The sequence below is a fragment of the Symbiobacterium turbinis genome (genome assembly GCF_055383075.1).
The window spans coordinates 3120425-3144872 of sequence record NZ_AP042433.1; the positions used below are offsets into that span (position 1 = coordinate 3120425).

Annotated in this window: 26 protein-coding genes; 22 read left to right on the forward strand and 4 right to left on the reverse strand. The window is 68.9% G+C overall.

The annotated features are described in order from the left end of the window. The first annotated feature begins 45 nt into the window (after positions 1–45). Positions 46–975, forward strand: coding sequence for a polysaccharide deacetylase family protein (locus ACZ45O_RS14950; protein ID WP_464854091.1), 930 nt, complete (start codon positions 46–48; stop codon positions 973–975). A 54-nt stretch (positions 976–1029) separates the two neighbouring features. Here the strand turns inward: ACZ45O_RS14950 and ACZ45O_RS14955 are convergent, their stop codons facing one another. After that, complete coding sequence (locus ACZ45O_RS14955) at positions 1030–2343, reverse strand: TlpA family protein disulfide reductase (RefSeq protein ID WP_464854093.1); 1314 nt, start codon at positions 2341–2343, stop codon at positions 1030–1032. Positions 2344–2510: 167 nt separating this feature from the next. On the opposite strand from ACZ45O_RS14955, the gene ACZ45O_RS14960 reads away from it, so the two are divergent. Genes ACZ45O_RS14960 through ACZ45O_RS14970 form a run of 3 tightly spaced genes read left to right on the forward strand, consistent with a single transcriptional unit; the run spans position 2511 to position 4323 of the window. Continuing rightward, a complete protein-coding gene (locus tag ACZ45O_RS14960) occupies positions 2511–2888 on the forward strand; it encodes a DUF2089 family protein (RefSeq protein WP_464854095.1) in 378 nt (125 codons plus the stop codon). A 13-nt stretch (positions 2889–2901) separates the two neighbouring features. Then, the gene (locus ACZ45O_RS14965) at positions 2902–3297 is read left to right on the forward strand and encodes an SHOCT-like domain-containing protein (protein WP_464854097.1); all 396 of its coding nucleotides are present in this window, start codon (positions 2902–2904) and stop codon (positions 3295–3297) included. Next, a complete protein-coding gene (locus ACZ45O_RS14970) occupies positions 3298–4323 on the forward strand; it encodes a DUF4097 family beta strand repeat-containing protein (protein WP_464854098.1) in 1026 nt (341 codons plus the stop codon). Between the two features lie 75 nt (positions 4324–4398). Here ACZ45O_RS14970 and ACZ45O_RS14975 read toward each other — a convergent pair whose 3' ends face one another. Continuing rightward, positions 4399–4869 (reverse strand): hypothetical protein, encoded by a 471-nt coding sequence (locus ACZ45O_RS14975; protein ID WP_464854100.1) that lies wholly within the window; start codon positions 4867–4869, stop codon positions 4399–4401. 117 nt (positions 4870–4986) lie between these two features. Between ACZ45O_RS14975 and ACZ45O_RS14980 the strand changes: the two genes are divergently transcribed. Then, positions 4987–5439, forward strand: coding sequence for an NUDIX domain-containing protein (locus tag ACZ45O_RS14980; protein WP_464854101.1), 453 nt, complete (start codon positions 4987–4989; stop codon positions 5437–5439). A gap of 1 nt (position 5440) precedes the next feature. On the opposite strand, the gene ACZ45O_RS14985 is transcribed toward ACZ45O_RS14980, so the two are convergent. Continuing rightward, entirely contained in the window at positions 5441–6481 is a 1041-nt protein-coding gene (locus ACZ45O_RS14985) for a CPBP family glutamic-type intramembrane protease (protein ID WP_464854103.1), read from the reverse strand. Between the two features lie 158 nt (positions 6482–6639). Between ACZ45O_RS14985 and ACZ45O_RS14990 the strand changes: the two genes are divergently transcribed. The 4 genes from ACZ45O_RS14990 to ACZ45O_RS15005 are packed head-to-tail and all read left to right on the forward strand — an operon-like array spanning position 6640 to position 9306. Continuing rightward, on the forward strand, positions 6640–7218 hold the full coding sequence (locus tag ACZ45O_RS14990; RefSeq protein ID WP_464854104.1) for an RNA polymerase sigma factor: 579 nt from the start codon (positions 6640–6642) through the stop codon (positions 7216–7218). Further along, on the forward strand, positions 7172–7675 hold the full coding sequence (locus tag ACZ45O_RS14995) for an anti-sigma factor family protein (protein ID WP_464854105.1): 504 nt from the start codon (positions 7172–7174) through the stop codon (positions 7673–7675). The genes ACZ45O_RS14990 and ACZ45O_RS14995 overlap by 47 nt, the downstream gene beginning before the upstream one ends. A gap of 22 nt (positions 7676–7697) precedes the next feature. Further along, on the forward strand, positions 7698–8318 hold the full coding sequence (locus ACZ45O_RS15000) for a B-box zinc finger protein (protein WP_464854106.1): 621 nt from the start codon (positions 7698–7700) through the stop codon (positions 8316–8318). Positions 8319–8343: 25 nt separating this feature from the next. Then, on the forward strand, positions 8344–9306 hold the full coding sequence (locus ACZ45O_RS15005; RefSeq protein WP_464854107.1) for an ROK family protein: 963 nt from the start codon (positions 8344–8346) through the stop codon (positions 9304–9306). Between the two features lie 81 nt (positions 9307–9387). On the opposite strand, the gene ACZ45O_RS15010 is transcribed toward ACZ45O_RS15005, so the two are convergent. Continuing rightward, positions 9388–9666 (reverse strand): hypothetical protein, encoded by a 279-nt coding sequence (locus ACZ45O_RS15010; RefSeq protein WP_464854109.1) that lies wholly within the window; start codon positions 9664–9666, stop codon positions 9388–9390. Between the two features lie 115 nt (positions 9667–9781). On the opposite strand from ACZ45O_RS15010, the gene ACZ45O_RS15015 reads away from it, so the two are divergent. The 13 genes from ACZ45O_RS15015 (at position 9782) to ACZ45O_RS15075 (ending at position 24112) form a co-directional block, all read left to right on the forward strand. After that, the gene (locus ACZ45O_RS15015; RefSeq protein ID WP_464854111.1) at positions 9782–10609 is read left to right on the forward strand and encodes a hypothetical protein; all 828 of its coding nucleotides are present in this window, start codon (positions 9782–9784) and stop codon (positions 10607–10609) included. A gap of 62 nt (positions 10610–10671) precedes the next feature. After that, the gene (gene rapZ / locus ACZ45O_RS15020; protein ID WP_464854113.1) at positions 10672–11577 is read left to right on the forward strand and encodes an RNase adapter RapZ; all 906 of its coding nucleotides are present in this window, start codon (positions 10672–10674) and stop codon (positions 11575–11577) included. Next, positions 11577–12950 carry a gluconeogenesis factor YvcK family protein gene (locus tag ACZ45O_RS15025; protein WP_464857796.1) on the forward strand — a complete coding sequence of 458 codons (1374 nt, stop codon included), beginning with the start codon at positions 11577–11579 and terminating at the stop codon, positions 12948–12950. Before rapZ ends, ACZ45O_RS15025 begins: the two co-directional genes overlap by 1 nt. Continuing rightward, entirely contained in the window at positions 12951–14243 is a 1293-nt protein-coding gene (locus ACZ45O_RS15030; protein ID WP_464854115.1) for a class II aldolase/adducin family protein, read from the forward strand. Between the two features lie 3 nt (positions 14244–14246). Beyond that, positions 14247–15191 (forward strand): DNA-binding protein WhiA, encoded by a 945-nt coding sequence (gene whiA / locus ACZ45O_RS15035; RefSeq protein ID WP_464854117.1) that lies wholly within the window; start codon positions 14247–14249, stop codon positions 15189–15191. Between the two features lie 138 nt (positions 15192–15329). Then, positions 15330–16325 carry a polyprenyl synthetase family protein gene (locus ACZ45O_RS15040; RefSeq protein ID WP_464854118.1) on the forward strand — a complete coding sequence of 332 codons (996 nt, stop codon included), beginning with the start codon at positions 15330–15332 and terminating at the stop codon, positions 16323–16325. 39 nt (positions 16326–16364) lie between these two features. After that, positions 16365–17009: a redox-sensing transcriptional repressor Rex gene (locus ACZ45O_RS15045; RefSeq protein ID WP_464854120.1), complete on the forward strand. Its 645-nt coding sequence runs from the start codon at positions 16365–16367 to the stop codon at positions 17007–17009. Positions 17010–17140: 131 nt separating this feature from the next. After that, the gene (cdaA, locus tag ACZ45O_RS15050; RefSeq protein WP_464854122.1) at positions 17141–18007 is read left to right on the forward strand and encodes a diadenylate cyclase CdaA; all 867 of its coding nucleotides are present in this window, start codon (positions 17141–17143) and stop codon (positions 18005–18007) included. Beyond that, a complete protein-coding gene (locus ACZ45O_RS15055) occupies positions 18004–19278 on the forward strand; it encodes a CdaR family protein (RefSeq protein ID WP_464854123.1) in 1275 nt (424 codons plus the stop codon). Before cdaA ends, ACZ45O_RS15055 begins: the two co-directional genes overlap by 4 nt. Positions 19279–19292: 14 nt before the next feature. After that, on the forward strand, positions 19293–20636 hold the full coding sequence (gene glmM / locus ACZ45O_RS15060; RefSeq protein WP_464854125.1) for a phosphoglucosamine mutase: 1344 nt from the start codon (positions 19293–19295) through the stop codon (positions 20634–20636). A gap of 94 nt (positions 20637–20730) precedes the next feature. Then, the gene (locus ACZ45O_RS15065) at positions 20731–21504 is read left to right on the forward strand and encodes a GerMN domain-containing protein (RefSeq protein WP_464854127.1); all 774 of its coding nucleotides are present in this window, start codon (positions 20731–20733) and stop codon (positions 21502–21504) included. Between the two features lie 425 nt (positions 21505–21929). After that, complete coding sequence (glmS, locus tag ACZ45O_RS15070) at positions 21930–23759, forward strand: glutamine--fructose-6-phosphate transaminase (isomerizing) (protein WP_464854129.1); 1830 nt, start codon at positions 21930–21932, stop codon at positions 23757–23759. A gap of 83 nt (positions 23760–23842) precedes the next feature. Beyond that, positions 23843–24112 carry an ATP-binding protein gene (locus ACZ45O_RS15075; RefSeq protein ID WP_464857798.1) on the forward strand — a complete coding sequence of 90 codons (270 nt, stop codon included), beginning with the start codon at positions 23843–23845 and terminating at the stop codon, positions 24110–24112. Positions 24113–24448 lie beyond the last annotated feature (336 nt).

The window sequence follows — 24448 nt, forward strand, 5'->3', positions numbered from 1 at the left end:
GCGCCGCATTCGCTACTGCTACACTCTACTGATGAAAGGGTATGAATGACGATGAATAAGCGCTGGGTTGCCATGGCACTGTTTGTCTCCGTCCTGCTGGCCGGCTGCGGCGGCGCCGCCTCAAACCAGACCCCGCCCGGTTCAACGCCGCCTGCCTCCACGGATCCGGCAGACGATCCGCAGCCGGACCCCGGCTCCGGGGCCGAGGAGCCCGGCGGAGAGGCGGATCCCGCAGACCCGGAGGACCCTGCCGATCCGGCTGATCCGGCCGCCTGGCCCGACCCGGCCGACCCGACCGATGCCGAGCCCGGCGGTGCGGCCGGCGACCACCCGACCGATCCCGGGCTGCCTGCGGTCACCTGGAAGCCGAGCGGCATCGGCTACCCGCTGGTGCCCAGCGACCCGTCGGTCCAGCAGAAAGTGGCCATGCTCACCTTTGACGACGGCCCCTCGAACTACACGCCCGAGGTGCTGGACCGGCTGAAGGAGGCCGGCGTGAAGGCGGTCTTCTTCATCACCGGCTACGGCGCCGCGGAGCACCCCGAGCTGTTGAAGCGCATCCACGAGGAAGGGCACCTGCTCGGCATCCACACCATGACCCACCCCAACATGACCGAGCTGAGCCGCGAGGAGCAGATCGAAGAGATCCAGCCGCTGATCGACCTGATCACCGAGGTGACCGGCGAGCGGCCGAGGTATTTCCGCCCGCCCTTCGGCGCCTACAACGACACGCTGCTCGCCACCCTGGACGAACTGGGGCTGGAGCTGATCAACTGGAGCAACGGCTCGCTCGACTGGGAGGGCGTCGTGGACGGGTATAAGGACCCGAACCAGGTGGTCGCCGACGTGCTGGATCAGCTCCACCCGGGCTCGGTCATCCTGGCGCACGACACCATGAAGCACACCGCCGAGGCCGTGCCGCTGATCATCGAGGCGCTCCGGGCCGAGGGTTACGAGTTTGTGGTCCTGCCCTGACAACAGGAGCCATGAGATGAAGAAAGAAGGGGAACGCTCCCCTTCTTTCCGGCTTTATGGGACCTTCTCCCGCCGCCGCCACCAGAGCCAGGCCAGCGTGGCCGCCAGCGCGGCGGCCAGCTGCACCGCGGTCACGCCGGCCGGCGCGCCCGACGGGCGGGCCAGGTCGGCAAGGGCCACGGCGAGGGCGCCCAGCAGCAGGGCGGTGACCGTCCCCTGCCCCGCAGCAGGGGCGGAACGGGTCTGGGCGAGGAGGCTCAGCAGCCCCGCAGCCAGGAGGGCCGGCCCCAGGGCCCACTCGGACGGCGCGGGCGAGCCCAGGGCGGCGACCCCGACGCCGAGCAGCAGAGCGGGCAGGGTGCGATCCCACACCTGCAGCCAGTCCGGCACACGGCGCAGCCCCCAGAGGCCCAGCGCCAGGCCGCCGGCCAGGGCGCCCGGCAGCGCCAGGGCGCCGTAGGGGAAGGTGAGCAGGAGCGCGGGGCTGCGCACGTAGGCGCTGGGATCCAGCAGCACGTAGAGCAGCTTCGCGCCGAAGGCGCCGCCGACGGCCAGGTTGAGCACCAAGTCGCGGGCGGACTCCGCGACTGCGGGCACGGGCCCCGCGCGTCCCGCCAGCACGTAGGCCAGCAGGAGGCCGGCCAGCCAGAACACCGCCCGCGTGGGCAGGACGGCCGGGCCGAGGCTGACCGCCTCGGGCAGCAGGCTGCCCAGGCCGCGCCCGGTCTGGGGGGCAGCCGGGTTTGCAGCCGCTGCCGCCAGGTACTCCTGCATCGCCCGGTAGGACAGCGGCCCCGCCACGCGGGCGGTGATCACGCCCTCAGGACTGATGAACAGGCTCGTGGGCATGGAGGCCACCTGGAAGCGGGCGCCGGCCTCGTCTGCGGGGTCCAGCAGGACGGGGAAGCTGTACCCGTGCTCGGCCAGGTAGGCCAGCGGCGCCGAAGGGCTGGCCTCCCGGGCCGTGAGGTTGACCGTGAGGAGGGCGGTTCCGGGTGGGAGCGACGCCGCGAGCCGCTCGATCTCCGGCATTTCGGCGCGGCACGGCCCGCACCAGGAGGCCCAGAAGTTGAGGAAGACCGCCCGGCCCTGATAGTCGGCCAGGCTGACCGGCCGGCCGCTGAGGTCCGCCAGCTCCAGCGCCGGGGCCCGGTGGCCGACGGCGGGGCGCGGCGGCCCCTCCGGTGCAGCGCCCGCCGGCCGGAAGGCGCCGCCCAGGAGCAGCACAGCCCAGATCAGCAGGAGGATCGCCCCGTGTGCGCGCCGCAGCCTGACCGCCTCCCTTTCTGCGTCGTCCAGCTCTGATATCCTTTGGACGACCCGGAATTCTGCACAGGTATGTACCGGCTTGTTGAGGTCGCCCTTCACGAATGTTAAACACGACCCTCAAAAACATTGATAAACAGCCTTGACACGAATGAGGGTTCGCGGATATCATCAACGTAAAGGTGGTGCTTTAGGAAAGTTAAGGGTCAGCTTTAACTTAGGGATCGCACTGACGAAAGGGTGAGGTGATGGGGTTGAGGAACTGGCGAATGCCCAGTCAGTGCCCGGTCTGCAGCGGGGAACTGACCGTGACGCGCCTGGAGTGCGGCCACTGTGCCACGAAGCTGGAGGGCCGGTTCGACGCGACGCCGTTCGCCCGGCTCACGCCGGAGCAGCAGGAGTTCGTGATCACCTTCCTGCGGGCCCGGGGGAACATCAAGGAGGTCGAACGGGAGCTCTCCATGTCGTACCCGACGGTGCGCGCCCGGCTCGACGCGGTGCTGGAGGCCCTGGGCTACCGGGTGGACCGCAGCGCGGCGGAGGAGGAGGCCAGGGCGAAGCAGGCCCGGCGCAAGGAACTGCTCGACCGGCTGAACCGCGGCGAGATCACCGCCGAGGAAGCGGTGGCGGCGCTGAAGAGCCTGTGAGGGGGTGGCAGCGGTGAACGAAGAACGGCTGATGATCCTGCAGATGCTGGCCGGCGGCAAGATCTCGGTCGAGGAGGCCGACATCCTGCTCCGGGCCCTGGAGGAGACCGCTGCCCCTGCCGGAGAACCGCAGGCGGACCCGGCCGGAACGGCAGCCCCCCGGGCGGAGCGGGCCGACCTGGGGGCGCGGCTGAGTGAACTGGTGCGGCAGTCCCTGGAGGAGGCCGACCGCGCGCTCGACGAGGCCGTGCGGACCGTGGAGGAGAAGCTGGCGCAGCAGGAGCGGCGGGAGCCCTACCGGCAGATTCGCCGCCTGGCCGACTCGCTGGACATGGCCAGGGGCAGGACAGCCAGGGTGACCGTGAAGCTCAGCGACCAGAGGGAAGAGAAGACGAGGAGGGTTGATTGAATGTCCCAGGAGGAACGCCTGCTCATCCTGCAGATGGTGGCAGATAAGAAGATTACCGCCGCCGAGGGCGCGGAACTGCTTCGGGCCCTGGAGGGACAGCGGGAGGAGGAGTCCTTCGCCGAAACCTCCCCGCCGCCCGGGTCCCGGCGCAGCGGGACATCCGCGACGCTGGCCTCCGGCCTCTCCAGCCTGTTCGAGGAGGTCGTGGAGCGGGTGACGGGGGCGCTCACCGACTTCAAAGGGCAGCGGTACGAGTTTCCCACCGAGATCAGCGGGGTCTTCACTGCGGACCGGGTGCCGCTGAAGATCTTCAGCGGCAACGGCCACGTGGAGCTGAGGGGCTGGGACGAACCGGGGTACAAGGCGCAGATCCTCGTGAAGGCCCGGGGGGCCAGCGAGGACGATGCCCGTCGGCGGGCGGAGGAGGCCTACAGGGTGACGGCCACGGAGACGGGCTTTCACCTGGAGACCGACCGGCGCTTCGACTGGACGGACGTCGGTGTGCACGTCACGCTGTTCCTGCCCAGGGAGCATACCTATCACGTGGACACGCGCACGGGCAACGGGCACATCCGGCTCGAGGGGATCGCGCTCTCCGAGGGCAGCGCGAAGAGCGGCAACGGCCGCATCACCGTGCTTGGCGTGACGGCCGACCGCCTCTACCTGAAGTCGGGCAACGGCTCGGTGGAGGTGGACGGCGACGTGGCCGACCTGGAGGCCACCACGGGCAACGGCTCGCTGCGGGCGATCCCCATGGGCCGCCGCTCCGAGCGGATGCAGCTGAAGACCGGCAACGGCTCGGCCGCCATCGACACCGGACGGCTGAGCCGGGCGGTGGGCGTCTTCATCGACGCGCACACCGGAATGGGCAGCGTCTCGGTGAGCCGCTCCGACATGGTGTACGAACTGGATGAGCGGAACCTCGGCTACAAGCACGTCATCGCCCACAGCGAGGGCTACGACCAGGCCGAGCAGAAGGTCGATATCCGCGTGCGCACCGGGCTGGGCTCGATCTCCGTCGAATAGGCCGGACTAAGGGAAAAACTGGGGGGGTTCGCTGCGGCCCGTGCCGCGGCGAACCCCCCTCAATGGGGCCGGGACTCACTGCTGGGGCTGCGTGCCCTGCATATAATCCTGGCCGTCCTGCGGCCAGCCCATGGGCGCACCGCCCGGCATCTTGCCCCACGGCCCCATCATCATGCCCTTGCCGAAACCGTCCTTTCCCCAGCCGCCCATTCCGGGATAGCCCATGCCGGGGTAACCCATGCCCGGGAAGCCCATTCCGGGAAAGCCCATCCCCGGGAAGCCCTTTCCCCAGCCGCCCTGGCCCGGATAGCCGCCGTAACCGGCGTGCTCCGGCTCGCGGGCCTCGCCCCGCGGCATGCCCAGCAGTTGCGGCTCCATGGCTTCCACGAGCCGGATGGCCTGCGAGGCGGGCATCCCCATGCCCACCAGGGCGCCCATCAGCGCGACCTCGCGCAGCGTATGTTCACGGTTCGCACCTTCCATCCGCAGCTCCCGCAGTCCGTGGGCAACGATGGGCTCGACTGCACGCATCAGCCGATAAGGCATGCTGCACACCTCCACTCCCATGCTATGCCCCGCGGGCGGGTGATGACATAAGCCGGGGGAAGCGGAGGGGCGCCTTTCGGTGTATGATGGGTACAAGAGCATGGTGGAGGGGCCTGCATGAGATTGGCAGCGGCTTTGCGCACTGCGCTCGCGGTCGGTTACGACCTCTTCCTGAAGCTGAATCCCCGCAAGGTGGCCGCCCACGCGGTGATCCCGGACGATGCCGGGCGCGTGCTGGTGCTGCGGTCGCGCTACGCAGACGTGTGGATGCTGCCCGGCGGCGGGCTGGGGGCCGGCGAGCACCTGGACGAGGGCGTCCGCCGTGAGTGCCGGGAAGAGCTGGGTGTGGATGTTGTGGTGGAAGCCCTGACGGGTATGTACTACGTGGAACGGTCGGCCGCCTACGTCGGGGTGTTTCGCTGCCGGCTGGAGGGGCAGCCGATCCGGCTCTCCCACGAACACGAGGCGTACGCATGGGTGGCGCCGGACCAGCTGCCGCCCCCCGCCCGGATCATGGCGCGCGATGCGCTGCGGTTCGACGGCACCACCGCCGTCGCCCGGCTGCCCTGAGTCAGCCGAACACCATGGCCAGCTCCTGCATGGCTGCCCACAGGTAGATGCCCAGGGTCAGCCCGCCCGTGAGCCACGAGGCTGCGCTCAGCAGACGGCGCCGGCGCAGGCGCAGGACGGCCAATTCGCCGGCGAGCCGCTGCAGTTCGGCGTCGCCCTCGAAGGCCAGGCTCTCCAGGTGGGGCCCCTGCTCCGTCTGTCCCTCGGCCTGCCAGTCCAGCTCCACCTCGAACTCCGCAGGGCGGGCCAGGTGGCGGGGGCTGAACCCGGCGGCCAGGAAGTAGGCGACGGCCGAGAGCCCCGCCGCCATGAGGGTCAGCATGACCATCGACGTCCAGACGGCCGTATCGGGAAGCATCTCAAGCCCCTGCAGTTCGGCAGGAGTTGCCTGGTCCTGCACGAAGAATGTCAGAAGCAGGGCGATGCCGTTGTTGATCAGGTGCATGATCATGCCGGGCAGGATCGAGCCCGAGCGCTGCACCGCCAGGGCCCACAGCATGCCCAGCAGGGTCAGGGGGATCAGCCGGACGATGCTGAGATGGAGCGCGCCGAAAAGCAGGCCGGTCAGGACGACCGCGGCGGTGGGGCCCAGGGTGCGCAGGGCGCCGAGCACGTATCCCCGGAAGGAGAGCTCCTCGCAGATGGCCGGCACCAGGGCCCCGACCAGCAGCGCAAGCCAGGAGCCGGCGTCCAGGAGGATCTGGTAGGTCTGGGGCATCTCGCCGCCCAGGCGCTGCACCAGCAGCACCAGCACGGCGCCCATCAGCTGGGCGGCCAGCCAGCCGACCACGCCCAGCAGCACCGCCCGGCCGAAGCCCCCAGGCGAGAGCATGCGCAGGCGGAGGAAGGGGCGGAGAGGCCGCTTTTCCACCGCGAGGGTGAAGACGATCGGCAGGGCGACGAAGATGAGGAGCTGGGAGAGGACCACCCCTGTGAGGCCGAGCGAGTACTGGAGCGCACCGCCTGCGAACAGCAGCAGGACGAGCGCCGTCAGGTAAAAGGCGAGAACCCGGACCAGGGCCACCTGTTGTCTTGTGGTCACGCGTCTATCCTCCGCTTACCAGATGAATTGAGAATGAAAACTTGTTGAAGGGAACGCACGCGTTTGGTGCGTCTAACGCGCGAGAACCCCTGAGAGGTGTGTGGAAAATCTTGTCTCCCCGTGACGAAACTCTGGCTTTCGCGGCGCAACAGGGGGATATGGATGCCTTCGCGGCCCTTGTGAACCGGCACAAGGGGCGTGTTTACCGCACCCTTTATCAGGTGGTTGGCGACGCCGCCGATGCGCAGGATCTGGCGCAGGAGGTCTTCGTCAAGGTCTTCCGCAACCTGGGGAGCTACCGCGGCGATGCCGCCTTCACCACCTGGCTCCACCGGGTCACCCTCAACATGGCCTTCGACTGGCTGCGGGCCCGGAAGCGCCGTCCGCTCACCGTGCCGCTGGAACCGCCGCCGGGTCAGGAGGAGCAGCGGATGCCTGACCTGCCCAGCCCCGAGGCCGGGCCGGAGGAACTCACCCTGCGGGAGGAACGGCGCCGAAACCTGCGGGCGGCGATCGACCGGCTTTCGCCGGACTACAAAGAGGTCGTGCTGCTCTATCACTTCTACCATCTGAGCTACCAGCAGATCGCCGACAGGCTCGGGATACCGGTGCGCACGGTGGAAACCCGCCTGTACCGGGCCAGGGCGAACCTGAAACGGATGCTGACCAGCTTGGAAGGAGGTGAGCGCGTTGAAGTGCAGCGATGTGCTCCTGCGACTGGAGGCGTACTGGGCTGAAGAGCTGACGGGGGCAGAGCGGGCGGACTTCGACGCGCACCTCGAGGGCTGCGCTGAGTGCCGCTACCTGGTGGAAGGCCGGGAGCTGCTCAGCGATCTGGCCGATCCGGAACTGGCGCGGATGGTGCTGACCGAGCCGCCGCCCCTGCCCGACGACTTCACCGAGCGGGTGATGGCGCGGGTGGAGGCGGAACGGCCGCGGCCTTTCGCCTTCCTCTGGCCCTGGCTGCGCGGGCACTGGTCGATTCACCAGTACGCCAGCGTCGCCTACGCGCTCGCCGCCACTCTTGTGGTAGTTTCGCTGGGCAACCGGTTTTTCCTCTGGAGCCAGGCCACCGACCGTCTGGCGGTGTGGACCGCCAAGGGGCAGGCCTACTGGGCTGCCATCGAGGCCTGGGCGGGGCCCGTCTCCGACCGGCTGCTGAGCATGTGGTACGCGCTGACGGCCTTAGTATAGCGATTCGTAGGAGGCGACACCGATGAGTTGCGCCTACCACCCCGAACGGGAGGTTCGGGGGATCTGCAGCAACTGTGGCCGGCCGGTGTGCGCGGAGTGCCTGGTGGACCTGAACGGGCAGCCGTTCTGCAAGCACTGCCTGGCGGCGCGGATGCAGCAGCCCGTGCGCGAGATCAGCGGGTTCGTGCGCTTCGTGCTCTCCATCGCGCCGGGCGTTGGCCATTTCTATATGGGATTTTTCAACCGGGGCATGCAGTTCTTCCTGGTCACCCTCGTGGGCGGCATGATCCTCAACCTGGCGTTCCCCGGTCTGCTGGGCCTGTACATTCCGGCCGCGATCTTCTTCAGCATCTTTGACGCCCGCGAGATTCACCTGCGGCTGAGCCAGGGCCTCGAGGTGGAGGACCGCGGCTTTTTCGACGTAAGAGCCCTGCCGCAACAGTTCGGCCAGCGCCACGCGGGCATCGCCCTGATCGTGCTGGGCGCGCTCGCGCTCTGGCGCGTGATCTCGACCGACCTGCTGAGGTGGCTCTTCAAGGCGAACTACGTGGTGGTGCAGCGTGCGCTGAACGGCTTCACCTTCGGCATTCTGGCGGTGGGGCTCGGCGTATGGCTGCTCATGCGCGAGCAGCGCCGGCAGTAGCGCCGGCGCGAAAGGAGGCACCGCCATGCCGGCTGGCACCGGGCTGGCTTTGGGGATCGACCTGGGTGGGACGGCGATCAAGGTCGGCGTGGTGAACCGCGCCGGGGAGATTCTGGCCCGGGCCTCCCGGGCCACCGAGGCCGAGACGGGCCCCGAAGGGGTCGTGGAGCGGATCGCCCTTGCGGTGATGGACGCTCTGCACGCCTGCGGCCGGGAGCTTTCAGACCTGGACGGCGTGGGCGTGGGCACCCCGGGGATCTGCGATGCCGCGCGCGGCCTGGTGCGCAGTTCGGGCAACCTGGGCTGGAAGGAAGTGCCCCTGGGTCGGCTGCTGAGCCGGCGGCTGGGGGTGCCCGTGCGGCTGGAGAACGACGCGAACTGCGCCGCCTGGGGCGAGCAGTGGTGCGGCGCGGCCCGGGGCTGCGACGATGTCATCCTCTTCACGCTGGGCACAGGCGTGGGCGGCGCCCTCATTCTGGGCGGGCGCCTCTACAGCGGGGCAAGCGGCTGGGCCGGAGAGCTGGGCCACATCCGGGTGATGCCGGATGGGCCGCCCTGCTCCTGCGGGCTGTCGGGCTGCCTCGAGACCGTCGCCTCGGCCGCGGCCATGGGGCGCGCAGGTCAGGAGGCCGTCGCGGCCGGCCGCTCGCCCGCCGTGGCGCGCATCGCCGCCGCGCAGGGCGGCCAGGTCGATGCCCGGGCGGTCATCACCGCCGCCCGGGAGGGCGACGCCGCTGCGGCTGAAATCTTGCGGCGGGCCGGGGAGTACCTGGGGCAGGCGTCGGCCATGCTGATCAGCGCGCTCAACCCGGCCCTGATCGTGGTGGGCGGTGGCGGCGCGTACGCCGGCGATTTTCTGCTGGAGCCCATGCGCCGAGTGATCGCCGAACAGGCGATGCCGGGCCCCGCCGGCGTCGTCCGGGTGGTACAGGCGGCCCTGGGCAACGATGCCGGACTGATCGGCGCCGCGACCTCCGTGTGGCGCTGAGGCGCGGAAAAAGGGGCAGGCCAAAGAAAAGGGGCAGGCTTTTTGGCCTGCCCTTCTTGGCTGTGGGCGGTGGGCTGCGAGCTAGTCGCGGCCCGGGCTCGCGGTGGGGGGCGCGTCGTCTGTGCCGGGGGCGATCCAGGCGCCGCAGAAGGGGCAGCGCACGCGCGCGGCGGGCGGGAACGCGCCCAGCCGCTTGCCGCAGCATGACACGGGGTGGAGCGGCAGCGACGGCAGCTTCTGCCTGAGCAGCCGCCGCCGGTCCAGCTCCCGGATGTCGGCTTCCACCAGCGCGAGAAACTCCTTCAGGTCGAGACTGCGCAGCTCGCGCTCGGTCATGGGCTGCCTCGGATGACCTCCCACGGCCTTTCACCTCCCGTGCGGAGCGCCACCGGTAACTCTCCCTGTTCGGAAGGTTTGGCGATCGGATGCTCAATTCCTGCCGGGAATACTAGCGGCTGCAAGGGAGGGACGCGCGTTGAGGATCATTGCAGATCTCCACACCCGGGTGCGGACCGGTCAGGCCTCCGACTGCGTGGAGGCGCAGGTGAGCGCAGCCCTGGCCCGCGGGCTGGAGGCCGTGGCGCTGTTCGCACCCGATTCCAGGACCCTGAAGCCGGTTCTTGAGTCCGTCCGGGCGATCGACCCGCGCACGCCCACCATGCGGGTGCTGTCGGGCGCCGCCTGCCGCATCACATCGCCGGAGGGCGAACTGAGTGCGCCCCGCGCCGTGCGGCGCGGGCACGACCTGGTGCTGGCGGTGGCCACGCCGCAGTTGGCGCCGGCGGTGCAGCGCTGGATCCCCCGGTACCGCCCCGGTCTGCGCCGGGCGCTGACCGATGCCGTGGTCGCGGCCGTGTACCGAAACGACATTGACCTCATCGCCCTACCGGGGCACCTGGAGGTTGACCCGGCGGAGCTGGCCCGCGCGTGCCGGGACCGGGGCGCGGTCCTGGAGGTATGCGCCCGGAGGCCCCGTCCGTCGGCTGCCTTCCTGCGGCAGGCTGCGCGCCTGGGCGTGCGGTTCGCCGTCACGTCGGGGGCCCGCAGGCCGGAGGAGGTGGGCGACTTCGGCGCGGCGGCTGCCCTGCTCGCGGCGGCCGGCGTGTCCCCGGAGCAGGTGGTGAACAGCGACCGGGGCGATCTCGCGGGCTGGCTGGCGGAGCGGCGTCCGTTTCTAGATTATGGCGGATGGGCCGACTGGACCAGCCACGGCGCGCGCGGGCGCGAGGCTCGCCAGAGGCGTGAGGAGCGGCATCCCAGCGACTGGGCGGACTGGTCCGCGCAGGGGGGCGAGATCCACTGATGCCGCGCGCCTGACAGGAGAAGCGCGGGTCGGGGGCGAATGCTGGCGGTGAAAGTCGGGGGGTGATGGGCGTGGATCAGTCCATACGCCTGGTGATCGTGACCGGGATGTCGGGCGCGGGCAAGACCCAGGCCTTGAAGTATCTGGAGGATCTGGGCTTCTTCTGCGTCGACAACCTGCCCCCGTCGCTCATGCCCAAGCTGGCCGAACTGTTCGGTCGGACCGACGGCAAGGTCAGCCGGCTCGCGCTGGGAATTGACATTCGCGGCGGCCGGTTCTTCAACGAGATCATCGGAGCCCTGCGCCAGACCGCGGACATCGGCGTGGCCTACCAGATCCTGTTCATGGACGCCTCCGACGAGGTGCTGGTCCGCCGCTACAAGGAGACCCGCCGACGCCATCCGCTGGCGGTTCAGGGCCGGCTCCTTGAGGGCATCCAGCGGGAGCGGAAGCTGCTCCAGGAGCTGCGCGGCCTCGCGACCTTCATCATCGACACGACGAACCTGACGCCCGCCGATCTGCGCAAGGAGCTCCACAAGCGGTTCGGCCAGGACCCGGAGAGCCCCGACTTCCACGTGAACGTGGTCTCGTTCGGGTTCAAGCACGGCGCGGTGCTGGACGCCGACCTGCTGTTCGACGTGCGCTTTCTGCCCAACCCGCATTACGTGCCAGACCTCCAGCCGCTGACCGGCGAGGATCCGGCGGTGGAGGACTACGTGATGAAGTGGAACACGACGCAGCAGTTCTACCGGCGGCTCACCAGCCTGATCGGCTTTCTGCTGCCGCATTACGTGGCCGAGGGGAAGAGCCTGCTGACCATCGCCATCGGCTGCACCGGCGGGCAGCACCGCTCCGTCTGCCTGGCCCGCCGGCTGGCGGACTGGATTCGCGAACGGGGTTACTCGGTCTCGGTGGAGCACCGCGACATGCCCCGCCGTGCCGCGCGCGCGGAGGAGGGGCAGCCGTGATGCGCATGCTGCGCTGGTTTGCGCCGGGGCTCCACATCAAGCGGTGGCTGCTGGTCGCCGTTCTCGGCGTCGCCCTGGTGGTGGTGGGTCTCTCGCTGACCCTGCGAATCAACGTGTACAGCCTTCTGGGCGCCTGGCTGGTGGAGAACCTCGCCGCCACCGCGGCCGTTCTTTACACGGGCCCGGTTGTGGCCGGCGTCGCGGCTGCAGCCCTGGGGGTGGTGCTCACCTGGGTGGGCGTCAGCCGGCTGGTGAACTCCGTGCTCTCCACCCTGACGGCCCGGGAGGAGGGCGTGGCCGACGCGTTCCTGGAGCGGCGGCTCCTGCTGCGGGGGCCGCGCGTGGTCGCCGTGGGCGGCGGGACGGGGATTCCCACCCTGCTGCGCGGCATGAAGCAGTACACCGCGAACCTTTCGGCCGTGGTCACCGTGGCGGACGACGGCGGCTCCTCGGGCCGGCTCCGCACCGAGTTCGGCATCCTGCCGCCGGGCGACATCCGCAACTGCCTGATCGCCCTGGCGGACATCGAGCCGCTGATGGAGCGGCTGTTCCAACACCGCTTCACCAACGGGGAGGGGCTGGCCGGCCACCCCTTCGGAAACCTGTTCATCCTGGCGATGACCGAGGCCACGGGCGACTTCTACCAGGCGGTCAGGGCGGCCAGCGAGGTGCTGGCCGTGCGGGGGCGGGTGCTGCCGTCCACCCTGGACCACGTGCTGCTGCGGGCGGAGCTGGCCGACGGGCGGATGGTATCCGGCGAGTCGGCGATCGGCAAGGCCGGCAGCTCCATCCGCCGGGTCTTCCTGGACCGGGCCGACGGCGCGGGAGAGGTCAGGGCCCTCGACGACGTGCTCACGGCCATCCAGGAGGCCGAGCTGATCGTGCTGGGCCCAGGCAGCCTGTATACCTCGATCATCCCGAACTTGCTGGTGCCCGGGGTGGCGGACGCGATCCGGCAGTCGCCCGCGCTGAAAATCTATGTGTGCAACATCATGACCGAACCCGGGGAGACCGACGGGTTCAGCGTCTCACACCACCTCAGAGCCCTGATCGACCACGCCGGATACGGCCTGGTGGACATCTGCCTGGCCAACACCCGGGCGGTGCCCGCGCAGCTGCGGGACAGGTACAGGCAGCAGGGCGCGGAGGCCGTGGCCATCGACCCGGCCGCCTACCGGCTGGGGGTGCAGGTGGTCGCGCGGGATCTCCTGCGGGTGGAGGGGGACTACGTGCGCCATGACCCGGAGAAGCTGGCCCAGGCGATCGGCCACCTGTTCCTGGCCCGGCGCCCGCACGTGGGCCACACCCCCTGGGAGTTCTTCCTGTTTCGACAGCGACTGCGGGAGCGTTCCCGCCTGGAGGGGAGTCGTTAGATGGCGGTTTTCAGCGCCCGGGGCGTCTGGCCCGGGGAAGCAGAGGGACGCATCTTCTGGGTGGACGCGGAGGCGAAACCGGAGCGGGCCAGCTGCGCCGACCGGCCGGCCGAGATCGGCCGGCTGCGGGAGGCGGTCAGCCGCGCCCTTGCCGACCTGGATGGCTGGATGGAGCGGCAGCCGACCCTGGGAGGCCGGGTGCTCCTGCAGCACTGCAGGGAAGCGCTGCAGGACCAGGCCTTCATGCAGCGGGTCACCATGCTGATCGACCAGCACGGCCTGGCGGCCCCCAGCGCTCTGGTGGAGGCGGCGGGGCTGGTGGGGAGCATCATGGCCCGCAGCGAGGAGCTTCAGGAGCGGGCCCGGGCCCTGGAGGAGACGGCCCGGTGGCTGGCGCGCCGGCTGGCCGGCGACCGCTACCCCCCGGACGCCATCCTCGCAGGCCAAGCCTTTTCGGCGCTCGAGCTGCTGGACCGGACGCAGCCCGCGGTGATGGCCGCCGGCGAGCCGGCGGTGGTGGGCGATGCGCCGCTGCTCTGGGGCGTGGATGCGGTCTCGCCGGAGTGGCACGGCAGGCCGGCCCGCATCAGCGGGGGCGCCCTCATCATCGGAGAGGAGGCAGAGGCTGACACAGTGCGATACGAGGCAGAGCGCAGGGCGGTGCTGTCGGTCGCGCGCCGCATGCACGCCGACGGGCTGGTGCGGCTGACGGCGGGCAACGTCTCCTGCCGCATCCCCGGTACGTCCCTGTTCGCCATTACCCCCAGCGGCATGCCCTACGATGCGCTGGAGCCCGCGGACATCTGCATTCTGGACCTGGACGGCCGCGTGGTGGACGCGCGGCGGCGCCCGTCCACGGAAATGCCGCTGCACCGGCTCACCTACCTGCGGCGTCCGGACGTGGGCGCGGTGGTGCACACGCACTCCATCTATGCGTCGGCATTCGCCTGCACCGGGCAGGAGCTTCCGGTCATCTCCACGGAGCTGGCCGGGCTGGTGGGCGGGACGATCCGCTGCGCGCCGTACGCGCCCAGCGGCACGGAGACCTTCGCCGAGGTCGCCCTGGCCGCGCTGGGCAACGAGGATTTGGCGGTGCTGTTCCAGAACCACGGAGCCATGGCCGTCGCGGAGAACCTCGAGAGGGCCTACGCCGTGGCGGTGGGGCTCGAGGAGGCGGCGCAGATCTACCTGCTGGCGCGGCAGGTGGGGGAGCCCATCATCCTGCCGCCCGAGGAGCGGCGCCGCATCTTCCTCGCCAGGCGCAGGGCGTACGGCCAGTCCCGGGAGGCGTAGATATTGTCGGATGAAGTCTCTTTCTCGGCGATGGTGAAGGCGGAGCTGGCCCTGCTGACGCCGGAGCTGCCGTGCTGCCAGCGGATGGAGCTGGCGGGGCTGGTGCGGGCGCTGGGGCGGCTGGAGCTTCAGGGGCGCGGCCGGGTCGCCCTCACCCTGTCCACCGATTCGGCCCCGGTCTCCCGCAAGGCGATCCGGCTGCTGAAGCGCGTCTCCGCGGTGGAGTACAAGGTCATGGTCATGCGCCGCCGTAAGCTGCGGAAGAACCTGGTCTACCGCATTCACATCCCGCCTCAGCCGGCGGCCATGGAGCTCCTGCAGCTGGCGGGCTTCATCGACGCCGCGGGCCAGCCCACCGAGTGGGCGGAGCGGCCCGAACTGGCCCACGACCACTGCCGCAGGGCGTACCTGCGCGGCGCCTTCCTGGGCAGCGGCTGGGTGGCGGGTCCGGAGAAGCAGCACCACCTGGAGATCAGCACCTCGGCCACGGAGGCGGCCGACGCCCTGGGCCAGATGCTGTTCAGTTTCGGCATCTCCGCCCGGATGGCGGCCCGCCGGGAGTCGCTGATCCTCTACGTGAAGGAAGCCGACCAGATCATCCGCTTCCTGGGGCAGATCGGCGCCCACCACGCCCTCCTGCGCTACGAGGAGGTGCGCGTGGTCAAGGAGATGAAGAATCGGGTGAACCGGCAGGTGAATGCCGAGGTCGCCAACATGGTGAAGCAGGTGGACGCGGCGGCCCGGCAGGTGGAGGCCATCGAGCGGCTGAAAGCCGCCGGCGCCCTGGAGCGGGTCTCTCCCCCGCTGCAGGAACTGGCCGCCCTCCGGCTGGCGCATCCGCACGCCAGCCTGAAGGAACTGGGGGAACTGTGCCGGCCGCCCGTCAGCAAGTCGGGCGCCGCACACCGCATGCGTCAGCTCATGGCCCTGGCCGAGTCACTGGGATGAACAGAATACGTAGTCTTTAGAGTTTGCGATTGACAATCGTCATGGTACAATAGGAATGATGTCACAAGCCCGATGTGCAGGGGCTGGCTCCTCCTTTCGGATCAAGTCCGTCCTACTTCGGAAAGAGCAGGTGATCAGGTGAGTTCGCAACCGCTCGCCGGCAAGACACGGCCGCTCGACGTCTTCTCAACCATAGCCGACGACCTGCGGCAGGTGGAGACCGCGATCGAAGCGGCCTTGTCTACGCAGGAGACGATGCTGGAAGAGGTCTCGACCCATCTGCTGCGGTCGGGCGGCAAGCGCATCCGCCCGGCGCTGGTGATTCTGGCGAGCCGCTTCCCCGGCGTGGAACTGAAGCAGGTGATCGATGTGGCGGTGGCGGTGGAACTCATTCACATGGCCACCCTGGTTCACGACGATGTGGTGGACAACGCCGATCTGCGCCGCGGGCGGCCGACCGTCAACGCCGTCTGGAACAATCAGGTCTCGGTGCTCACGGGCGATTACCTGTTCGCCAAGGCGTTCACCCTGCTGGCGGACACCGGCAACAACCGCGTCGTCCGGCTCATGTCTGAAGTGGTCCGGGAGATGAGCCAGGGGGAGCTGGCGCAGATCGCCTCCTACTTCGATGTAGACCAGACGGAAGAGCAATACTATCGGCGCATCGCCCAGAAGACGGGTTTTCTGATCGCCGAAGCCTGCCGCCTGGGGGCCGTCATGGCCGGGGCTGAGGAGGAGCAGGTGCGGGCCGTCTACGACTACGGGATGGGCGTGGGCCTGAGCTTCCAGATCGCCGACGACCTCCTGGACTTCTTCGGCGACGAGGGCACGGTCGGCAAGCCGGTCTGCGGCGACCTGAAGATCGGCATCCTCACGCTGCCGGTCATTCACGCCCTGCAGCACGCGCCGAAGCGGGCCGAACTGCGCGAGCTCATCCTGACCCGGTCGATTGACGACGCGGAGGTCGAACGCGTGAAGGAGATCCTGACGGAGGCCGGCTCCTTCGACTACGCCCGCCAGAAGGCGCGTGAGCACATCGATCGGGCTGTGCGGGCCCTGGACCAGGTGCCGACCCTTGCGACGCGGCCGGCCCTGAAGACCCTTGCAGATTTTGTTATCAACCGGAACTTCTAACCTTCCGGTTGTCATACTTGCGAATCAGGGGGCTGTTGCATGCGACGGACCAACATTCCTGATGCTGCCATCAGGCGATTGCCCGTGTACCTGCGGGTTGTCAGCGAACTGGCCGCCGCTGATGTTCCCATCATCTCATCGGCAGAGCTGGCCGAGAAGACGGGGCTCTCCCCGGAACAGATTCGGAAAGACCTAGCGTACTTCGGCGCCTTCGGAACCCGCGGGGTGGGCTACGACACCGCCATGCTCAGCCGCCGAATCGCCCGCATCCTGGGCATTCACCGCGGCGTGAAGGCCGCGCTCGTCGGCTTCGGGCACCTGGGGCACGCGCTCGCCCGCTACTCGCTCACCCAGCACAAGGACATCGTCATCTCCGCAATCTTCGACGTGGACCCGGAGAAGGTGGGGCAGGACGTCCTGGGCGTGCGGGTCCAGCCCGTGTCGGAGATGGTCGAAACCTGTCGTAAGCAGGGCGTGAAGATCGGCATCATCACCGTGCCGGCGTCTGCGGCCCAGGCCACGGCCGAGCTGCTGAAGGAGGGCGGCGTCGAGGCCATCCTGAACTTCGCGCCGGCGAAGCTGTCGGTGGACGGCGTGTTCGTGCAGAACATCGACCTGACCATCGAGCTCCAGAGTCTCGCCTACTACACTTCGGCCAGCGAGGACGATGCGGCCGAGGACTAGTGGCACGGCAAAGCGGCGGCGTCCCCGGGAGGGGGGCGCCGCCAGAACTTTTTCGTGGGCCTGTTCGTCCAATAGTGAGATCGATCGACGCATGCTATCATAGAGAGAGAAGCAGGGGTTCCCGCGAGGGGGTGGCTCCGGTAGACCTGACCAACGTCGTCAACTTCCTGGCCGCCCTGGGCGTACGCTCGCCGTGGGATGTGCTCCGCACGGTGCTGGACATCAGCCTGGTCGCGTACATTATTTATAAGCTTTTTTCCCTGATACGCGGCACTCGGGCGGTCCCGCTGATCAACGGTGTCATCACGCTGGTGGTCGCGCTCCAGGTGGCCGAGGCCCTGCGGTTTTATACTATTCAATTTATACTCGAAAATGTGTTCATCGCCGCGTCCGTCGCCCTGCCCATCATCTTCCAGCCCGAGCTCCGGCGGGCCCTGGAGCACATTGGACGGGGCCGGTTGCTGAAGACGAGTTTACGCCTGGACGAGTTTGGCGATGAGGATCGGACGCGCATGATCGACCAGGTTGTGCGTGCCGCCGAGATTCTCGGGCGCACCAAGACGGGCGCCCTGATCGTCATTGAACGCGAAACCGGCCTGAACGAGTACATCGACTCCGGCATCAAGCTGGACGCCCTGGTGTCCGCGGAACTGCTGGTCAACATCTTCGTGGAGAAGACCCCGCTGCACGACGGCGCGGCGATCATCCGGCAGAACCGGGTGGCCGCTGCCGCCTGCTGGCTGCCGCTGGCCGAGGCCACTCCCCTGTCGCACGAACTGGGCACCCGGCACCGGGCCGCAGTCGGGATCACAGAGCAGACCGACTGCGTGGTAGTGATCGTGTCGGAGGAGACCGGCGTGATCTCGGTGGCGGTGCAGCGCACCCTTACCCGGAACCTGGACGAGAAGTCCCTGCGGGAGATGCTGATGAAGCTGCTGGAGCGCAGCAGGCGGCCCGGTCCGGTGCGGGGCCTCTTTAACTGGGGGGCTTCGTCATGATCAGGCGGCTGCTCTCCCTCCTCAGGCAGGACTTCTGGCTGAAGCTGCTGGCCCTGAGCGTCTCGGTGCTGCTCTGGGCCATGGTCGTGCAGGACTACAACAAGGTGACCTCGGTCTCCTTCGACGTCCCGCTCGAAGTCATCTCGCATCCGGAATACGAGGTGTTCGAGGGTCCCCGGGATCTGGAGACCGATGTGGAGGTGCGGGTCAGCGGCCCAAACCTGCTGGTCTCCTCATTGAAGGCCGAGGACCTGAGGGCGCGGGTGGACTACCGCACGGTGCAGCAGCCGGGCCGCGCGCAGGCGGTCCGGGTGCAGGTGACGGGGCCTCCCCGCTACGAGGGGCAGGTGGAGTACCGGGCCAGCCCCTCCACGGTCAGCGTGACCCTGGTGGAGAACCGCACCTTGACGGTGCCGGTCGCGGTCACGCCCGAATCGGGCATCGTGGCCGTGGGCGACCGGGAGTTCCGCTACAGCGCCGCGCCTGTGAACAGCACGATCTTCGTGTCGGGACGCTCCGACTCCCTGGGCCTGGTGCGCACCGCCGTGGTCACGCTGCAGGGGGTCGACCTGGAGCCTCCGCTGGAGGACGGCCGGCTGGCACAGGCGAAAACCCGGCTGCAGAAGCCGGTGCGGCTGGTGGACGCCGTGATGCAGCCGGTGGAGAAGCTGGAGGAGCACTACGCCGAGGTGGAGATCTCCTGGGAGGAGCTGCCGCCTGGCAAGCGGGTGGCGGTTTCGCCCCAGACGATCGGTGAACTGCCGCCGGGCTTCGAGCTGGTCGGGCTGAGCGCAGATCCGGGCGAGGTCACGATCCGCTCCGCGACGCTGGATGGCAGCCTGCCGCAGGTGAGCGCGGTGCAGACGGAGCCGGTGGATCTTTCCGGCCAGACCCAGAGCTTCACCACGGTGGCCCGGCTGGTGGCGCCTGCGGGCACGAGCCTGGCGCAGACTTCCGTGGAGGTCAACGTGGTCATCCGCGAGGTCAGCGCAGAGAAGGTGTTCGGCGCGGTGCCCATCGCCGTGCAGAACGCGCCGGAGGGCATGGTGGTGACCCTGAGCCAGTCCACCGCCCAGGTGCAGCTGACGGGCCGCTACACCCTGGTGCACCCGCTGGACGCCAGCGCGGTGATCGCGTATGTGGACCTGGAAGGGCTGGGTCCCGGCACCCACAGGCTGCCGGTGAAGGTGATCTATCCGCCCGAGATCGTCGAGACGGCCATCGATCCGGCGATCATTGAGGTGACCATTGCTCCCCCCGAAACTGAGTAGAAAGGGGCTTCTTTATGCCCAGGATGTTTGGAACTGATGGTGTCCGCGGTGTAGCCAACAGCGAAGCGCTTTCCCCTGAACTGGCCTTTGCCCTGGGGCGGGCGGCGGCGACGCTCGCCCGGAAACGGTCCGGCGGCCGTGTGGTGGCTGCGGTGGGGCGAGATACCCGCCGCTCAGGCCCCATGCTGGCGGCGGCGCTCTCCGCGGGCATTTGCTCCGCCGGCGGCGACGTCGTCGACCTGGGGGTGATTCCGACGCCGGGCGTGGCCTACGTCACCACGCACCTGAACGCGGACTTCGGCGTGATGATCTCGGCCTCGCACAATCCGGCCCCCGACAACGGGATCAAGTTCTTCTCAGCCGACGGCTACAAGCTGCCCGACGCCGCCGAGGATGAGCTGGAGGCCCTGGTGCGGACGACGCCCGACACCATGCCGCGCCCCACCGGAGCCGATCTGGGAAGCATCCGCCAGAGCCCGGCGGCGGTGGAGGCGTACGTGGAGCACCTGGTTTCCACCGGCAGCCCCCTCAGCGGCATGCGGGTGGTGGTGGACTGCGCCCACGGCGCAGCCTACCAGCTGGCCCCTGAGGTGCTGCGCAGGCTGGGCGCCGAGGTGATCGCGCTGAACACCGCTCCCGACGGCCTGAACATCAACGACGGCTGCGGCTCCACGCATCCCGAGGCTCTGCAGGAGGCCGTGCGGGCCCACAAGGCGCACGCGGGCATCGCGCACGACGGCGACGCGGACCGCTGCATCGCGGTCGACGAACAGGGCGAGCTGGTGGACGGCGATCAGATCATGGCGATCTGCGCCCTGGACCTGAAGGCGCGGGGCGAGCTGCCCCGGGACACCCTCGTGGCCACCGTCATGTCCAACATGGGGCTGGAACTGCTGCTGCGCGAGCACGGGGTCAGCCTGGTGCGCGCCAAGGTGGGCGACCGGTACGTGCTGGAGGAGATGCAAAAGGGCGGTTACGGCCTGGGCGGCGAGCAGTCGGGCCACGTGATCTTCGGCGCGCTCTCCACCACGGGCGACGGCATCCTTACGGCGGTGCAGCTGCTCTCCGTCGTCGCGCGGGAGCAGCAGCCCCTTTCGGCCCTGGCCGGCCGGATGAAGCGGCTGCCCCAGTGGCTCGAGAACGTGCGGGTGGGCCGCAAGGAGGGCTGGGAGCAGAGCCCGGCCATTCAGGCGGCCATTGCCCGGGCCCGGGAGGAACTCGCGGGCCAGGGGCGGGTGCTCGTGCGGGCCTCAGGCACCGAACCGCTGATCCGGGTGATGCTGGAAGGCGCCGACATGGCGCAGCTCCGCCGGCTGGCCGCGGCCATCGGGGAGGTGATCCGGACTGAGCTCCAATAAGAGGAAGCGGCAGTCGAACCGCCGCTCAACGGGCGCCCGTGCCAAGCGGAGCGCCCGTCCCCGCGCGCGGCGTAGCGGGGGGACGCTCCGGCAGGTGTTCACCAGCCCGCTCACCCCGGTGCTTCTGGGGGTCCTGGTGGTGCTGGCGGTGGGTTTCTGGGCGCTGAAAGGCGCCGATGCGCCGGCTTCGACGAACGATGCCCGGGGACCGGGCCAGACGGTCGCGGAAGAACCCGCAGGCGGATCTGAGGCAGGTGTTGCCTCGGGTGCAGAGCCGGCTGCGGGTGAGGAGCCAGAGGAGAGCGGCGGCGCAGACGCTGCGCCGCCGCAAGCGGATGAAGAGCCGCCACCCGAGCCGGCCGCACCGGCGTATCCCCTGGCGACCAGCCGGTCCGCCATCGACCGGTCGGGCGGGGCGGCGGAAACGATGCGGATCACGGTGTACTACGTGGACTTTGACGCCAACATGGAGGCCCTGCAGCCGGTGGAGATCCAGGTTCCCTTCTCCATCACGCCGATCAAGGACAGCGTGGAGCATCTGCTCCACCCGCCCGAGGAGCTGGGGCTGTTCAGCGAGTTCCCGCCGGGCACTGCACCGATCGGCTTCAACCTGGAGGGCGGCGTCGCCGTGGTGGACCTGTCGCCGGAGGTGGAGGGCGTGCGGGGCGAGACGGCGGTGAACGCCGTCGTCGCCACCCTGGTCTACACCCTTACGGAGATTCCTGGTGTGGAGGCCGTGCAACTGTGGGCCAACGGAGAGCCGGCGGTGCTGGACGGCTTCGAGTGGTCAACGCCGCTCACCCGGGCCGACGTGGAGGCGTGGCAGCGGTTCCGGGTGGAGCCGGTCATCCCGTACAGCGGCGGGTAGCCCTCCGGGCGGCGGGCTTCCCGCCACTTTTTTCTTGACGGTTTTCGTCCCCGCTCCGTACACTGGGAAAAGGAAAGGGGGGGAGAAATGCGAGTCTCGTAGGTTCCGGACGGCAAAAGTGCACAGAGACGTTTTGGATCCATGAAGCGCCAGGACTTGCGGCCGGCAGGGCCGCAAGTTGACGAGGTGGGGGATCTCGGAGGATTCGGCGGGTGACCCCCGGTTGCTCACGACCGATAACGGCTCTACAAAGGCCGGGAGCGATCCCGGAGACAAAGGGGCCAGGTGAGGCTGCGGACGGGCAAAGACCGTCCCGGGCATCCTATTGTGCCTTTTTGCCATGTCCACGGTAACCTGCGATGGGCGAGACCAGGCGGGTTGGGTGGACATGGCCCTTTTTGCTTGCAAACGAGGAGGAACAAGCCATGTGCGGCATCGTTGGCTATATCGGACAGCGAGAGGCGCTGCCCGTGTTGATGGACGGCCTGAAGCGGCTGGAGTACCGGGGATACGATTCCGCCGGTGTGGCCGTGGTCGCGGGAGGCGAGACCCGGGTGGCGAAGCGGCAGGGGAGGCTGCGCGAACTGGAGGCGGCGCTCACCGACTTGCCGGCCGGAAGCCGCGTGGGCATCGGGCACACGCGGTGGGCGACCCACGGCCGGCCGTCGGATCGGAACGCGCACCCCCACACCGACGCGTCGGGCCGGTTCGCCGTGGTGCACAACGGGATCATCGAGAACTACGCTGAACTGCGGGAAGAGCTGGCGCGGCAGGGGTGCGTCTTCCGCTCCGAGACCGACACCGAGGTGATTCCCCACCGGATCGCTTCCCACTACGACGGGGACCTCGTGCAGGCTGTGCGCCGTGCCGTCTCCCGGCTGCGCGGGGCGTTTGCCCTGGCGGTGGTGTGCGAGCAGGAGCCCGACAGGATCGTGGCTGTACGGGTCGCCTCGCCGCTCGTGATCGGGCTCGGCGAAGGGGAGCATCTGCTGGCCTCGGACATTCCCGCGCTGCTGCCCTACACCCGGCGGGTCATCGCGATGGAGGAGGGCTGGCTGGCCGTCCTGACCCGGGAAGGGGTGGCCGTGACCACGGTGTCCGGGGAGCCGGTCCAGCCCCGGGTGATGCATGTGAATTGGGAGCTCCGCCAGGCGGAGCGGGGCGGCTACGCCCACTTCATGCTGAAGGAGATTCACGAGCAGCCCCGGGCCCTGCGGGACACGCTCTCGGGCCGGCTGGACCCGGCGGCAGGCCGGGTGCGGCTGCCGGAGGTGGGGCTCAGCGCAGCCGAGGTGCAGGCGCTCAGCAAGGTGGCGGTGGTGGCCTGCGGTACGGCGGCCCACGCCGGGCTGGTGGGCAAATACCTGATCGAGAGGCTGGCCCGAATTCCCGTCGAATGGGACCTTGCGTCGGAGTACCGCTACCGGGAGCCCATGGTCGACGAACGGACGCTGTTCGTCGCGGTGTCGCAGTCGGGGGAGACCGCCGACACGCTGGCGGCGATGCGGGAGGCCCGGAGCCGGGGCGCGAAGGTGCTGGCGGTGACCAACGTGGTGGGCTCCACCGTGGCCCGCGAGGCCGACTGGGTGCTCCACACCTGGGCGGGGCCCGAGATCGCGGTGGCCTCCACCAAGGCCTACACCACCCAGGTGGAGGCGCTCACCCTGCTGGCGATCTGGCTGGGGCAGCAGAACGGCCGCATCGACCTGGCCGAGGCCGCAGCGCTGGTGGAGGGACTCCGCCGGCTCCCCGACCAGGCGGAGCAGGTGCTGGCGCTGGAGCCGGCGGTGAAGGCGGCCGCGGAGGAGCTGGCTCTGCAGAGCGACGTGTTCTTCATCGGCCGGAACCTGGACTACGCCGTGGCCCTGGAGGGGCAGCTGAAGCTGAAGGAGATCAGCTATATCCACGCCGAGGCCTACGCGGCGGGGGAGCTGAAGCACGGCACGCTGGCACTGATCACCGACGGGGTGCCGGTGGTGGCCCTCAACACGCAGCCCGAGCTGATGGAGAAGACGATCTCCAACATCCAGGAGACCCGGGCGCGCGGGGCCTTCGTGGTGGGGCTGGCGCAGGAAGGGGATGAGGCGACGGCCCGCCACTGCGACCGGGTTTTCTACCTGCCTCGCACTCACCGCTTGCTGATGCCCGCGCTGGCGGCCATTCCGCTGCAGCTGCTGGCGTACTACGCCGCGGTGGCCCGGGGGACCGACGTCGACAAGCCCCGCAACCTGGCCAAGAGCGTGACGGTGGAGTAGCGCGCGGCGAGCGGGACGGCGAATTGTGCACGCGAAATAGTTGCTGTCACTGAAGAGCAGTTCGTGTCACTGTACAAGAGTTGGTGTCACCGTGCGGAGGGCGAGGCCGTGTATTGGCCTCGCCCTCAGGTGTACGCCCGGCATGGGCGTCAACTCTAGTCAACGGTCTCAGGCGAGCCCATGCCGAGAACCACCTGGAGCGGCGTCTCCGTGTCTACCTGTCCCCTCGCCTTCTGATAATCGACGAAATGGGGCATATCCCTTTCGGGAATATGGAAGCCCACGAGATCTCCAAGCGTTGTGAGCGAGGCATGTCGCTCGTTGTCCCGTCCAACAAGACCTATGGTGAATAGGGCTCGGTACTTGGTGATTCCATAATCGCCCCGCCGATCTTCAACTACCTTCTCCACCGTTCCACCACGGTGAACCTCCGTGGGGAGAGCTACTGGCTCCGTGAGAGGCGCAAAGACCATTTATAGTTGTGACCTGTCGAGCCCTACACCACAAGGCTTTCCGAGATCGGCCGAGCCGTACAATGTCGTGACCTATTGCCATCGAGAGAAACCCTGGCGGCATTACATCCCAATATTGTCATGACCGGTGGCTCTCGCTGAGATGGTAAGAAGGGCAGCTCGCCAGTGGCGGGCCGCCCTCTCTTGAGGCTAGATTTCAACGAGGAAGGTAGGACC

Bases quoted from the DNA above. Each gene is read 5' to 3' on its own strand.
- ACZ45O_RS14950 (WP_464854091.1), top strand. From the start codon at position 46: ATGACGATGAATAAGCGCTGGGTTGCCATGGCACTGTTTGTCTCCGTC.
- ACZ45O_RS14960 (WP_464854095.1), top strand. From the start codon at position 2,511: ATGCCCAGTCAGTGCCCGGTCTGCAGCGGGGAACTGACCGTGACGCGC.
- ACZ45O_RS14970 (WP_464854098.1), top strand. From the start codon at position 3,298: ATGTCCCAGGAGGAACGCCTGCTCATCCTGCAGATGGTGGCAGATAAG.
- ACZ45O_RS14975 (WP_464854100.1), bottom strand. From the start codon at position 4,869: ATGCCTTATCGGCTGATGCGTGCAGTCGAGCCCATCGTTGCCCACGGA.
- ACZ45O_RS14980 (WP_464854101.1), top strand. From the start codon at position 4,987: ATGAGATTGGCAGCGGCTTTGCGCACTGCGCTCGCGGTCGGTTACGAC.
- ACZ45O_RS14990 (WP_464854104.1), top strand. From the start codon at position 6,640: ATGGATGCCTTCGCGGCCCTTGTGAACCGGCACAAGGGGCGTGTTTAC.
- ACZ45O_RS15000 (WP_464854106.1), top strand. From the start codon at position 7,698: ATGAGTTGCGCCTACCACCCCGAACGGGAGGTTCGGGGGATCTGCAGC.
- ACZ45O_RS15005 (WP_464854107.1), top strand. From the start codon at position 8,344: ATGCCGGCTGGCACCGGGCTGGCTTTGGGGATCGACCTGGGTGGGACG.
- ACZ45O_RS15025 (WP_464857796.1), top strand. From the start codon at position 11,577: ATGCGCATGCTGCGCTGGTTTGCGCCGGGGCTCCACATCAAGCGGTGG.
- ACZ45O_RS15030 (WP_464854115.1), top strand. From the start codon at position 12,951: ATGGCGGTTTTCAGCGCCCGGGGCGTCTGGCCCGGGGAAGCAGAGGGA.
- ACZ45O_RS15045 (WP_464854120.1), top strand. From the start codon at position 16,365: ATGCGACGGACCAACATTCCTGATGCTGCCATCAGGCGATTGCCCGTG.
- ACZ45O_RS15055 (WP_464854123.1), top strand. From the start codon at position 18,004: ATGATCAGGCGGCTGCTCTCCCTCCTCAGGCAGGACTTCTGGCTGAAG.
- glmM (WP_464854125.1), top strand. From the start codon at position 19,293: ATGCCCAGGATGTTTGGAACTGATGGTGTCCGCGGTGTAGCCAACAGC.
- glmS (WP_464854129.1), top strand. From the start codon at position 21,930: ATGTGCGGCATCGTTGGCTATATCGGACAGCGAGAGGCGCTGCCCGTG.